The 11836-nt window shown below is 65.7% G+C and carries 11 protein-coding genes; 4 read left to right on the forward strand and 7 right to left on the reverse strand.

Annotation, left to right across the window (positions count from 1 at the left end; all coding sequences use genetic code 11):
- Window positions 1–52: 52 nt before the first annotated feature.
- The 5 genes from ABEA06_RS06900 to ABEA06_RS06920 form a co-directional block, all read right to left on the reverse strand.
- A complete protein-coding gene (locus ABEA06_RS06900) occupies window positions 53–1789 on the reverse strand; it encodes a DUF885 domain-containing protein (RefSeq protein WP_303382110.1) in 1737 nt (578 codons plus the stop codon).
- A gap of 55 nt (window positions 1790–1844) precedes the next feature.
- Window positions 1845–2936, reverse strand: a complete 1092-nt coding sequence (locus tag ABEA06_RS06905) for a MauE/DoxX family redox-associated membrane protein (RefSeq protein ID WP_345311012.1) — start codon at window positions 2934–2936, stop codon at window positions 1845–1847.
- Between the two features lie 37 nt (window positions 2937–2973).
- The gene (locus ABEA06_RS06910; protein WP_345311013.1) at window positions 2974–3249 is read right to left on the reverse strand and encodes an acyl-CoA carboxylase subunit epsilon; all 276 of its coding nucleotides are present in this window, start codon (window positions 3247–3249) and stop codon (window positions 2974–2976) included.
- A complete protein-coding gene (locus ABEA06_RS06915) occupies window positions 3246–4829 on the reverse strand; it encodes an acyl-CoA carboxylase subunit beta (RefSeq protein ID WP_312396360.1) in 1584 nt (527 codons plus the stop codon). Before ABEA06_RS06915 ends, ABEA06_RS06910 begins: the two co-directional genes overlap by 4 nt.
- Window positions 4830–4982: 153 nt before the next feature.
- The gene (locus tag ABEA06_RS06920) at window positions 4983–5267 is read right to left on the reverse strand and encodes a YciI family protein (protein ID WP_303382114.1); all 285 of its coding nucleotides are present in this window, start codon (window positions 5265–5267) and stop codon (window positions 4983–4985) included.
- Between the two features lie 118 nt (window positions 5268–5385).
- On the opposite strand from ABEA06_RS06920, the gene ABEA06_RS06925 reads away from it, so the two are divergent.
- From ABEA06_RS06925 to ABEA06_RS06940, 4 genes are read left to right on the forward strand one after another with little or no spacing between them, the layout of a single operon-like run.
- Window positions 5386–6321, forward strand: a complete 936-nt coding sequence (locus ABEA06_RS06925; protein WP_303382115.1) for a biotin--[acetyl-CoA-carboxylase] ligase — start codon at window positions 5386–5388, stop codon at window positions 6319–6321.
- Window positions 6318–6911: a hypothetical protein gene (locus tag ABEA06_RS06930; protein WP_303382116.1), complete on the forward strand. Its 594-nt coding sequence runs from the start codon at window positions 6318–6320 to the stop codon at window positions 6909–6911. The genes ABEA06_RS06925 and ABEA06_RS06930 overlap by 4 nt, the downstream gene beginning before the upstream one ends.
- On the forward strand, window positions 6904–8064 hold the full coding sequence (locus ABEA06_RS06935; protein WP_303382117.1) for an adenylate/guanylate cyclase domain-containing protein: 1161 nt from the start codon (window positions 6904–6906) through the stop codon (window positions 8062–8064). The genes ABEA06_RS06930 and ABEA06_RS06935 overlap by 8 nt, the downstream gene beginning before the upstream one ends.
- Window positions 8061–8978, forward strand: a complete 918-nt coding sequence (locus ABEA06_RS06940; protein WP_303382118.1) for a PP2C family protein-serine/threonine phosphatase — start codon at window positions 8061–8063, stop codon at window positions 8976–8978. The genes ABEA06_RS06935 and ABEA06_RS06940 overlap by 4 nt, the downstream gene beginning before the upstream one ends.
- Before the next feature lie 65 nt (window positions 8979–9043).
- Here the strand turns inward: ABEA06_RS06940 and ABEA06_RS06945 are convergent, their stop codons facing one another.
- Together ABEA06_RS06945 and ABEA06_RS06950 are read right to left on the reverse strand one after the other, a co-directional pair.
- Window positions 9044–11155 carry an acyl-CoA dehydrogenase family protein gene (locus ABEA06_RS06945; protein WP_303382119.1) on the reverse strand — a complete coding sequence of 704 codons (2112 nt, stop codon included), beginning with the start codon at window positions 11153–11155 and terminating at the stop codon, window positions 9044–9046.
- Window positions 11155–11832: a TetR/AcrR family transcriptional regulator gene (locus ABEA06_RS06950; protein WP_303382120.1), complete on the reverse strand. Its 678-nt coding sequence runs from the start codon at window positions 11830–11832 to the stop codon at window positions 11155–11157. Before ABEA06_RS06950 ends, ABEA06_RS06945 begins: the two co-directional genes overlap by 1 nt.
- Window positions 11833–11836: the final 4 nt, after the last annotated feature.

An 11836-nucleotide genomic window follows, 5' to 3' on the forward strand; every position in this document is an offset into this window, starting at 1 on the left:
CGAGCGCCGTCGTTGTACCGAATCGGAAACAAACCCGCGAGAACACGCAGGACTAGAGAGTCATGGCGTGTGCGAGTGTGTCCAATCCCACGGACCCGAGGCGCAATGCGCGGCTGTGGAACTGTTTGAGATCGAACCGCTCGCCTTCGCGCGCCTTTACTTGCCGGCGCAGGTCCAGCCACAGTTCCTGGCCCAGTTTGTACGACGGCGCCTGGCCCGGCCAGCCCATGTAGCGCAACCATTCGAAACGCAGCACGGCGGGGTCCATGATCACGTTGTGGGTCAGGAAGTCCCACCCGTCCTGCGGGGACCACACCTCACCGGGGCGAGCGCCACCGAGCAGGTCACCCAGTTGCCCCGGCACTTCATAACCGCAGTGGAATCCGACATCGAAAATCACTCGCACCGTGCGCAGCCGCTGCGAATCGAGCATCCCCATGCGGTCACCGGGGTCATCCAGGTATCCGAGTTCGGCCATGAGGCGCTCGGCGTACAGTGCCCAGCCTTCACCGTGGCCCGACACCCAAATTCCCATGCGGCGCCAGTCATTGAGTTCACCCGCGTTGGCCAAGGCGGTCGCGCATTGCAAGTGGTGCCCGGGGACGCCTTCGTGGTAGACGGTGGTGGTTTCCTCCCACGTGGCGTGGTGGTGGGTGCCCTCGGGGACCGACCACCACATGCGCCCGGGGCGGGAGAAGTCGCTACTGGGCGGGGTGTAGTAAATTCCGCCGTCCTGCGTGGGCGCGATCCTGCATTCCAGGTTGCGCATGGCGTCCGTGAATTCGAAGTGAGTCGTGGACAGTTCGGACACGGCCCGATCGGCGAGTTCCTGCATCCAGTGCTGCAGGGCATCGGTGGAATCCAGGCGGCGGGCCGGGTCGTCGTTGAGCGCGTTCATGGCCTCACGAATGGATGAGCCCGGCAGGATCTCGTGGGCCACCAGGCGCTGTTCCTGATCCAACGTGCGCAACTGGTCGATGCCCCACTCGTACACCTCGCGAGGTTCGAGGGTGGCACCCAGGAAAGAGCGCAGATACAGGCGGTAGTCGTCCTCCCCCACGGAGTCGGATTCCCGGGCGGACGGGGCGAAATCTTCGTGATACGAGCGCACCAGGGCCGAGTAGGCCTCGCGGGCCCGGGTCACGGCTTGCTCCAACGCAGGCCGGAGGTGTGCGGGGACGGCTCCATGGGTCAGAAGTGCGCCCAGGGGCCCCTTGAGTTCGGAGTAGGCCTCCGCTTGCGCTCCGGCTTCTCGGATCTGGGTCATCGAGGCCATTTTGCCGAGCGAGGCCGCCTCGCGTAACCCCTCGGTGTAACTGCCCAGAGCGCGGGGCACGTGATGCAACCGCTCGACGATGTGCTCCCAGTCCTGCGTGCTGTTCGTGGGCATGTTGTCGAAGATTTCGCGCACCCCCTGCACCGGGGAGGCAATGTTGTTGACGGGTGACACATCCAGGTTCGCGGAATGCAGGTCCGCCTCCAGGTTCAGCTGATTGCGCAGGGCGTGAATCGTGACCCGATCGACGTCGTCCAGGGGTTGTGCTGACCGCAGGGCCCGGAGAGTTTCGGTGCGCAAGTGTGCTCTGTCCGCTCGACCCTGAGGTCCGTAATCAGGGTAGGCGGGTCCGTAACCGGTGAGACCGTTCAACGCGGCCGTCAGAGGATCCAGCCTCATGGAGCGCTCGAAATGCCGGTTGGCCAGGTCATCCACCGGGGTGGCGGGACGGTGAACCGTTCCCAGCGGGGGGAGCTCGTGGGTCGAACCGTTGCCGGTCTGCGTGTCAGTCACGAGAAGCCACACTAGTCCCACCCGGCGAGATGACACGGTCGCACGCGGGCGGTGGTTACGAACGGGGAGCCGTGTCGAAGCGTTCCAGCAGTTCATTCAGTAGCCGCCCCACGGCCGGGCCGCCTGCTACGGGACCGCCCGCCAGCAAGCCGTCGGCACCCAGGACCACGGCCCACGGGGTGGACACCATACCCAAAGAGCCGGCCAGCGACCGGTCCGGGTCCACCAGGGCGTTGGGGCGCAGGGACTCGGGCAGGGCCCGCAGAACATCTTCATGGGAGACCACGGTGTGCAGTGCCACCGGGCCCAGAGCATGGGGAATGTTCCGGAGCCGGTGAATGACGGTCAGGCACGGGTCGCATTCCGGGCCGACGTAGAACAGGGCACGTGCCTGGCTGTGCGCCATGATGCGCAGTGACACTCGCTGACCCTTGCTGTCAACGGCCCAGCCGAGGGGAATCGGAAGCCGAACGTCATTGTCTGCCTCGACAGCCGCGTCACCCGGGTGAGTGGTGACGGCGGGGTCCACGACCTCGGCGGTGCTGGGCCGGGAGGTTGTCTCCCGAGAGTTGAGGTACTGCGGCAGCGGCGCAAGGGTGCTCAGCTGAGCCGCGCGCAACCCCTGCTGGGTCGGGGCGCCCCTTTCGGCCCACACGATCACCCCGATGACTACCAGCGGAACAGCCGCCGCCACCACGGTCCACCACGGCAACGGCAGGGCGGGTCCGGGGTAGGAACCGGTACTCGCCGCAAGGAACGCAATGGTGGCCAGGGCCACGAAGACCAGATTGCGAACAATGGTGCGCCAGGACATGGGCGCTCGAGACCACGAACCAAAGCACCCGCAGGACGCCGGGTCACCCTGGCGCACACCGATGCTCACGAACACCGTGAATGCGGCGAAGAGCACCACGGCGGCGGCCGTGGCCGCCCAGAGGACGATTCCGGAGCTCAGCACCAGAGCCAGCGCCAAGAGGATCTCGACCCAGGGGAACGCGGTGCGCGTGGCCCGCCTGTTCACCAGGGCGGGTAGTGCCATGACATTCAGGGCGCTGTCGTCGGTCTTGCGGGTGAGCAGCTTGGCCACGCCACTGGCCAGCAGAAGGAGGGCCAGGCTCCACAACACGCTCGAGACAATGACATTCACGCCCACCATTATGCTGGGGAAATCATGAACCCCGGGGTCAGCTTTCCGGCCGTGTGCGCCGCCACGCGCCCCACCCGGGGCGAAGTTTCATTCCCAGCCGCATGCGACGCGACTGTACTCGCGGTACGCGAACGGGAGTGGAGTGCGCATCGCCCGCAGCGGCGTCGTAACTCATAAAGACCGCGGTGAGCGCGGCGAGTTCCTCGGCGGTCGGGTTGCCGCGCGTGACCGTGAAGAGGGGGTCGCGCTTGTCCTGGGGATCTACGGACTCCAACCCGGACACCGCCGCACACGTCTTGGCGTGGGCGCTCACAGCGGAATGTTCCCGTGCTTCTTGGCGGGCATCGACGCGCGCTTGTCGGCCAGACCGCGCAACGCCTTGATGATCTGAGTGCGGGTCTCGGACGGGATGATGACCGAATCCACGAACCCGAGTTCCGTGGCCTGATAGGGATTCAACAGGTCCTCCTCGAACTTCTGAGCAAGCTCCGCGCGCAGAGCGGCGGTGTCCTCGCCGTTGTCCGCTGCGGCCTTCAGATCGCGGCGGTAGAGAATCTCCACCGCTCCCTGAGCGCCCATCACACCGATTTGAGCGGTGGGCCAGGCCAAATTGATGTCCGCGCCCAGCTTCTTGGAACCCATCACGATGTACGCGCCACCGTAGGCCTTGCGCGTGATCAGGGTGACCATGGGAACGGTCGCCTCCGCGTACGCGTACAGCAACTTGGCGCCGCGGCGAATGATGCCGTTGAATTCCTGGTCCGTGCCCGGCAGGAAGCCGGGGACGTCCACGAAGGTCAGGATCGGGATGTTGAACGCATCGCAGTGGCGCACGAAACGCGCGGCCTTCTCCGACGCGGCGATGTCAAGGGTGCCGGCGAACTGCATGGGCTGATTGGCCACGATGCCCACCGTCTGACCCTCCACGCGGCCGTAACCGACCATCACGTTGGGCGCGTAGAGCTCCTGGATCTGCATGAAGTGACCGTCGTCCACCACGGTCTCGATCACGGTGCGCATGTCGTAGGGCTGGTTGGCGGAATCCGGAATGAGCGTGTCCAGACCCAGGTCCTCATCATCGATTTCCAGGATCTGGTCGTGCTCCATACGCGGGGAGTCCTGCAGGTTGTTACCCGGCAGATATTCGAGGAGTTCATGCACGAAGTCGAAGGCGTCCTGCTCATTAGCGGCCAGATAGGCCGCGGTGCCGGTGCGTTCGTTGTGGGAGCGGGCACCGCCCAGGGTCTCCATGTCCACTTCTTCACCGGTGACGGTCTTGATCACGTCCGGGCCGGTGATGAACATGTGCGAAGTCTTGTCCACCATGACCACGAAGTCCGTCAGGGCGGGGGAGTAGGCGGCGCCGCCGGCGCACGGGCCCATGATCAGGGAGATCTGGGGAACCACTCCGGAGGAACGCACGTTCATCCGGAAAATGTCCGCGAACATCGCCAGGGAGGCCACGCCCTCCTGGATCCGAGCGCCGCCGCCGTCGTTGATGCCGATCACGGGGCAGCCATTACGCAGGGCGAACTTTTGAACCTTGACGATTTTTTCGCCGTTGACCTGGGACAGCGAACCGCCGAAGACCCCGAAGTCCTGGGAGTACACGGCAACCAACCGGCCGTCCACGGTGCCGTAACCGGTCACCACGCCGTCACCCAGCAGCTTTTTCTTCTCCATGCCGAACATCGTGGAGTGGTGCACGGCCAGAGCATCGAACTCCACGAAGGAGTCCACGTCCAGCAGCATCTCAATGCGCTCGCGGGCGGTGTTCTTACCGCGGGAATGCTGCTTCTCGACCGCCGCGTCACCGGCGGGCCGCTCGGACTTCTCACGGCGCTCGCGGAAATCGGCGATCTTGCCTGCGGTGGTGGTCAGGTCGTGGCTCATGGCACCTCGCGTTATCTCGGTCCGGTACAGGGATGGGAGCACCGGGTGTCCCAGGTTCAGGACGTCACAAGCTTATTCTGCGGGGCGGCCCTTGCCTTTGTAGGGGTCCCACAATCCCGTGACGGGTTCTTACGTGTAGTCGTGGCCGGTCAGTCACGACCACGTGCCGGTGTTGATGCTCCATTCACGCACGCTGTGGTCGGTTACGACACCCTGAATGACCAGCGGATCCTCAGCCAGGATGGCCCGGACTTCCTCCGCGCTCTCGGCCGAGAACACGAGCAGGGCACCGGCGGCGCCCTGGTCCGTGAACGGCCCCGAGCCCATGATCTTTCCCTGCTGCGCCAGCTCGCCCAGGTAGGCGCGGTGAGCGGGGCGGTGTTCGTTGAGGGTCTCCGTGGGGCCGCCGTAAGAGTAGGTCACTGCAAAAATGCTCATAGTTGCCTTTCACCGGCCTGATGTGGGGTTGCTTCCGTTCAGCTTATGCCCCGACAGCGCCGGTAGACATAAGCTGAGAAATAACGACTTTCACGTCCCCTTCGAAGGAGTCACCCGCATGGACCCCACTGCCCTGGCACCGGCAGCGGATTTGCGCGCAGACCAGTTGCAGTCCTCGTTGGCGGACTCCGGATTTTCCGCCGTGACCGTGTTGGACCAGGTCGATTCCACCAATCGGTGGCTCGCGGACCGGGTGCGGGAAACCGGGGGTGCTGAACTGAGTGCCGTGGTCACCGGTTTTCAGAGCGCGGGTAAGGGTCGCCTGGACCGGCAATGGTTCACGCCGCCGGGCGTGGCGCTCACCTTTTCCGTGGCGTGCTCGCCGCACACGGCAGCGGGTCACCCTTGGCCCATGGAATACGTGCCGTGGCTGACGCTGATCATGGCGCACAGTGTGACGCGTGTGGTCCGGGACAGCGTGGGTGCTCCCGCGGTGATCAAGTGGCCCAATGATGTTCTGGTGGACTCGCGCAAGGTGTGCGGTGTGCTGGCTTCGCTGGTCTCTCCCCGGGATGGCTCCGCCCCCGGCGTGGTGGTGGGTGCGGGCTTGAACGTGAGTCAGCGTCACCTACCGGTCCCCGCCGCTACGTCGCTGCTCCTGGAGGCCGGTGACGCCGCTGCCGTACCCGGCCGACAAGCACTGCTCACCGAGATCTTGCGCGAATTCGCCCGCTGCTATCACCGAGCGAGCGCGGACCCCGGCGCCGAATTCGGACCGGGCGGGGAAATGCGCGCTCTCCTCGAATCGGAAGTGGACACCCTGGGACGCCGCGTGGCACTGCATTTGCCCGGCTCCACGGCGCCGGAACAGGCAGTGGCCGAGGGCCTGGGGACATCGGGTGAGTTGATCGTTCGCGGCCACGACGGCGCCGCGCGCGCCTTGTCCGCCGGCGACGTCGTGCACGTGCGGCCCGCACCCGGTGAGCCCCGAACCGCGGCCGAACAGCGCGCGATCCACGAGATCCAGGACCGCACGGCGGGGGACCGGGCATGAGAACCAAGAACCGCCTGGTGCCCAGGCCGGGTGAGGTAACGATTGTCGCCACCAGGGCCCACCCCGTGAGATTGGTGGGACCGGCCGTGATCGCGTGGTGCACCGTGCTGCTGTACTCGGCGCTGCGACGACTGCTGGACCTGATCTGGCGGCCCTACGAAGCACCCTGGACCACCCTGCATTCGCTGGTGGGTTGGGTCATTACCCTTGCCGCGCTGTGGGTGGCGTGCCGGTATGTGCTGCTGCCGGCGTGGCGCTGGCTGCGTACCGTGTTCGTTCTGACCAATCAGCGCTTGGCCCTGACCGGTCCGCCCGCCAAGGACAACGTGGTGGCCCTGCCATTGGATGCATTGCGCAGCGCACGCGCGGTGGCGCCCACCGGAGTGTTTGCCGTCCTGACCCGCCGAGTGGACCGGGGAACGGTCATTGCGGACTTCGGGGCCCTGGGCGGCCTCAAACTGGTGGCCTGCCCGCAACCGGCCGCCATGGTCGACCTGATTCAACAGTCCGCACGGCCCGCTGGCAATTACAGTAGGTCTGGCATGAGCACATCACCGACGAGCAGTTTTCAAGGAGGGCCGCGTGGCTGAAGACCCCAACGAGCGCTCGGACCAGCCCGTGGTCGGTCCCCAGACCGAGCAGATCAACCTCAATCTGCACAACCCGGTGCAGTCCAATCTGTACGGGTCGGAGGAGTCCAAGGCGGCCGTCAAGAACCTTGATCAGCTCCTGCTGGGCTCCGAGCGGAACCTCAAACGCCGCGACACCGCACACGCCGCGGATCTGTCCACCGCCTCCGCGCGAAAAATCTGGCGCGCACTGGGGTTCCCGAATCTCAGCGAGGACGAGGTGTACTTCACCCAGGAGGACGTCCTGGCGCTACGCGTGGTCTCCGACCTGGTGCAGCGGGACAAATTGTCCGAGGAAGCGGCGTTGTCCCTGGCCCGCTCGGTTGCGCAACTGTCCGACCGCATGGTCGTGTGGCAGATCGAGGCGCTCGTCGAGGACATGGTGGCGCACCAGGGCATGACGGACGCCCAGGCGCGGCGCGAACTGCTGCATGTGCTGCCCGACATGGTGGATCCGCTCAAGAAGTTGCTCGATTATTCGTGGCGTCGGCAATTATCGGCCGCCGTGCAGCGGCTCGCCATGCGCGGTGAGCGCGCCGATGGGTCCACGGAGAGCCTGGGGGAGCACGGTACGGACGTGGGCGGCTCGTCGCTTCCGCTGGCCCGCGGCGTCGGATTCGCGGATCTGGTCTCCTATACCTCTCTGTCGCGGCAAATGAACGAGCGCACCCTGGCCAATCTGGTGCAGCGGTTCGAGAAGCGCTGCGCGGAAATCATTTCCATGGGCGGGGGCCGGGTGATCAAGACCATTGGTGATGAGGTCATGTTCCTGTCCGAGACCCCGCAGGGCGGTGCCCAGATTTCCCTGGCGTTGTCCAGACTGATCAAGAACGACCCGCTCCTCCCGGAGGCCCGCGTGGCCTTCGTGTGGGGTCGCGTGTTACCCCGGCTGGGTGACCTGTACGGGCCCACCGTGAACCTGGCCTCCCGGCTGGTGGCGCTGACCGATCCCGGAGGAGTGGTGGTGGATGCCTCCACGGCCTCCGTGTTGACCAATGACAACAGGTTCGTCCTCACACCACAACCCTCCCGGAACGTACGCGGTTTCGGTGATGTGCAGCCGGTGTCCCTGACTCAGGGCGAGGGCCCCCGACTGGAAGACGAGGACGAATGAGCATCTCGCTGGCCATCCGGTCGGGCGGTGTCACCGATCGAGGTCTGCGGAGGGAATCCAACGAAGATTCCCTGGTCGTCACCGACACCATGGTGGCTGTGGCGGACGGTATGGGTGGTCACGAGGCCGGTGAGGTCGCCAGCGCGTTGTGCGTGTCCACTCTCGGCTCGTCGGAGTTGTTCACGCTCGAGAACTTCATGGACTACCGGATCGTGGAGCCCGAACCCGGCTTGGACGTGTCCCGGTTCCGCGCGACGATCGACCGGCAGCTTAAGCTCGATCCCGATGTGCCCAATGAGGCACTTGGCGCCGTGCATCGTTTGCGGTCCGTGTTGTGGGAAGCCGATCAGGCGATTCAGGCCCAGTGCGGTACCCGCGCGGGAACCACCGTCACCGGCGCGTGGCTGGTGCACATTGCGGGGCAGTGGCTGTGGCTGGTTTTCAACGTGGGAGACTCCCGCACGTACGAGCTGACCGGCCCGCCCGTGGGCGAGCGCCCCACCGATCCCGAACACCCCGTGGGCGTGGCCCAGTTGACCGTGGACCATTCCGAGGTCCAGTACCTGGTGTCGATCGGTCAACTCACCCCGGCTCAGGCGCTCGTTCATCCGCGGCGCAACGTGATCACCCGAGCACTGGGCACCGGTCAGGTGTGGGAACCGGACGTCATTGTGATTCCGGCGCGTCCGGGCCAGCGCTTGTTGATGTGTTCGGACGGTCTCACCGGTGAGCTGTCACCGGCGCACATCGCCCGGGTGCTCCACGCCGTGCACCATCCCAAGGAAGCCGCGGACGTCCTGTTGCAGGCGGCGCTGCGAACCGGCGGCCGGGACAACGTGACATTGATCGTGGCGGACGTCCTCGAGGCTGACGATCCTCGGCTCACCACGGGCACCATCAAACGCATTAATTAGTTCTGCAACGGCCGACGCCGCCCGCGAGAGTCTCGCGGGCGGCGTCGGCGTGGAGACGGTGAGACCTACGCGTGGTGACCCCGGGTTTCCGCCTTGGGGTCGCGAGCGGGCTTGGCCTCCTTGGCGGGCGCGTCACCGCTGGCGCGCAGGCGGCGGAAGTACTCGTCCGCTTCCTGCTGACGCTCCTCCTCCACGGTTCCGGCGATCTCCGCGCGCAACAGCTCTGCGCTCAGGCCGAAGGAGTCCACGAGTTCCAGGGAGTAGGGGCGCAGCCGGGAGATCAGCCGGTTCACGTAGCTCTGCAGGGCGCGGCCGCGGCGCATCGAGAGTCGACCGTAGGCCAGGTACCAGCCCAGGTTCTCCTCGAGCAGGTGCAGGCCGAACAGGTCACGCAACCACGTGAGGACGCGCTTGGTGCCGGGGTCCTGGATCTTCTCGAGCCCCTCGGTGAAGGCCTCCCACTGCAGCAACTGGGCGTGGGAGCGGGCGGCCTGGATCAGGCGATGTTGATTGTTGTTGAACACCTCCGCCTGTTCCTTCTTGGACTTGCGGGCCACGGCACGCATCTCGTCCGCGACGTCCTCAATGATGGTTTCGACGCGGTCCATCAGTAACGCGCGCTGTGCCTCGGGATCGCGCAGTGCGTTGACCGATCTGCGGGCGTCACCGGTGTCCGTGAAGGCCTGGGTGAGCTTGCGCAAACCGGAACGGTTGAAGCCGGCCTCGGTCGCGCGATCGGCCACGTAGCGGGCCATCACACCCACGTCCGCATTCTTGAACTCGTCCGAGTAGTCCGTGAGCAGGCGCTTGGCCACCAGCTGCAGCAGAACCGTGTTGTCACCCTCGAAGGTCGCGTAAATATCGAGGTCCGCTCGCAACTGCGGAATGCGGTTCTTGGCCATGAAGCCGGCGCCGCCGCACGCCTCACGGGTCTCCTGCAGGGTGGCCAGGGCGCTCCAGGTGGACATCGATTTGAAGGCGGCGGCCAGGGTCTCCAAATCCTGGCGGTTGCCGTCCGAGTCGTCCTCGCCGGAGAAGACCTCCTGGAACTTGTCGAGCAACTGCTGGTGGGCGAAGATCATCGCGTAGGTCTCCGCAATGCGCGGGATCAACCGGCGTTGGTGCTGCTGGTAATCCAGCAGGGTCTGCTCGCGGATGTCCGAGTCGGTGTTGAACTGACGGCGCTGTTCCGCGTACCGGACGGCAATGGTGAGCGCCATCTGGTTGGCGAGTGTGGCGGCACCGTCCAGGGACACACGCCCCTGCACGAGGGTGCCGATCATTGTGAAGAAGCGGCGGCCCGGGGAGGCAATGGGGGAGGAGTAGTCACCGTTCTCGTCCACGGCCCCGTACTTGTTGAGCAGGTTGAAGCGGGGCACGCGCACGTGCGTGAAGTGCAGGCGGCCGTTGTCCACGCCGTTGAGGCCACCCTTGCGGCCGTCGTCCTCACCGCCCACTCCGGGCAGGAACTCACCGTTGTCGTTGCGGAGGGGAACGTACAGACAATGCACCCCGTGGTTGGTGCCCTTGACGATCAACTGCGCGAAGACCACTGCGGCCCTGCCGTGCACCGCAGCGTTGCCCAGGTAGTCCTTCCATGCGGCCTTGAACGGTGTGTGGATCTCGAACTCGTCGGTCTCGGGGAGGTAGGTGGCGGTGGTGCCGATGGAGGCCACGTCGGAACCGTGACCGATCTCCGTCATCGCGAACACGCCGGGGGTGGTGAGATTGAGGATGTCCGGCAGCCACTGGAGGTGGTGTTCCTCGGACCCCAGATTGAGCACGGCCGAACCGAACAGGCCCCACTGCACGCCGGACTTGATCTGGAGGGACGGGTCAGCGAGCACGAGTTCCTCGAACGCGGAGACGTTGGCGCCGGGGCTGTTGGAACCGCCCAGGTACTCGGGCATGCCCACCAGTGCTGTGCCGGCGTCGCGAAGGATCTTGACCTGCTCGAAGGTGCGCTCGCGCTGATCCTCGAACGTGAGGTTGTGGTCACTGTGCAGGCGGGGATCCAGGGCGCGCTCTCGGGCGGCCTTGCGCGCCTCCGGCCAGCGGCCCAGTAGCACTTCACCCAGACCGGCCACATCGATGTGTGTGGGCAGCGCGGCGTCCTCGGAGACCTGCGCCATCCGGTGGGTCGAGGGGTGGGTTTCGGGGCGGGACGTGGTGGTCATCATGACTCCTGAGGGGTTGTCCGGGAGGAAGCGTCTTCCGCGGAGAATTCGGTGTAGGTCTCCGGCCGCAAGCCCTGAACGGCCCAGTCGGTAATGAGGCGGCCCATGGCGGTCCGGTCCGGTTTGTCATCGGTGTCGGGCAGGGCGAGCCAGGCTTCCCCGGCGCCCCGGACCATGCCCACGGTCGACGCCGCCCAACACTGCAGCAGCGCCCACGGCATTGCTTGTTCGCCGCGGTGCCGGATGTGCTGGTCCATGAGTAATTGGCACACGGAGTCCAGGAATTGTTCGATGGCCGAGTCCCCGTCTGCCGGGGCGGTCACCACAAAGCGGTAGACGTCCGCGGAGGCATCCACGGACTTCAGGTACTCCTTCACCAGGGCGTGCACCGTGGCCGCAAACGAGTCCGCCTCGTGGGCCGCGGCCACCATGCGGGTTCGCATGCGCGACACGAAGTATTCGCCCACGGCCGCTTGTACCCCGGACTTGTCCTTGAAGTACCGGTAGAAGACGGACTTGGACGTACCGCACGCGGTGGCGATCTCTTCCATGGAAATACCGGCACCGTGGGTGGCCACCGCGTCTCGCGCGGCGGTGATCAGTTCGATGCGTCGCTTGGCACGGTGACGCTGCCACCGCGAATTCCGACCATCAACGTTCTTTGAGACCTGTTTCACGATA

Source organism: Kocuria gwangalliensis (genome assembly GCF_039544365.1).
GTDB classification, from domain to species: Bacteria; Actinomycetota; Actinomycetes; order Actinomycetales; family Micrococcaceae; genus Kocuria; species Kocuria gwangalliensis.

What these genes read in the sequence shown, in the direction of transcription:
- ABEA06_RS06925 (WP_303382115.1), top strand. Translation starts at nt 5,386, where the DNA reads ATGGACCCCACTGCCCTGGCACCGGCAGCGGATTTGCGCGCAGACCAG.
- ABEA06_RS06920 (WP_303382114.1), bottom strand. Translation starts at nt 5,267, where the DNA reads ATGAGCATTTTTGCAGTGACCTACTCTTACGGCGGCCCCACGGAGACC.
- ABEA06_RS06915 (WP_312396360.1), bottom strand. Translation starts at nt 4,829, where the DNA reads ATGAGCCACGACCTGACCACCACCGCAGGCAAGATCGCCGATTTCCGC.
- ABEA06_RS06945 (WP_303382119.1), bottom strand. Translation starts at nt 11,155, where the DNA reads ATGACCACCACGTCCCGCCCCGAAACCCACCCCTCGACCCACCGGATG.
- ABEA06_RS06940 (WP_303382118.1), top strand. Translation starts at nt 8,061, where the DNA reads ATGAGCATCTCGCTGGCCATCCGGTCGGGCGGTGTCACCGATCGAGGT.
- ABEA06_RS06930 (WP_303382116.1), top strand. Translation starts at nt 6,318, where the DNA reads ATGAGAACCAAGAACCGCCTGGTGCCCAGGCCGGGTGAGGTAACGATT.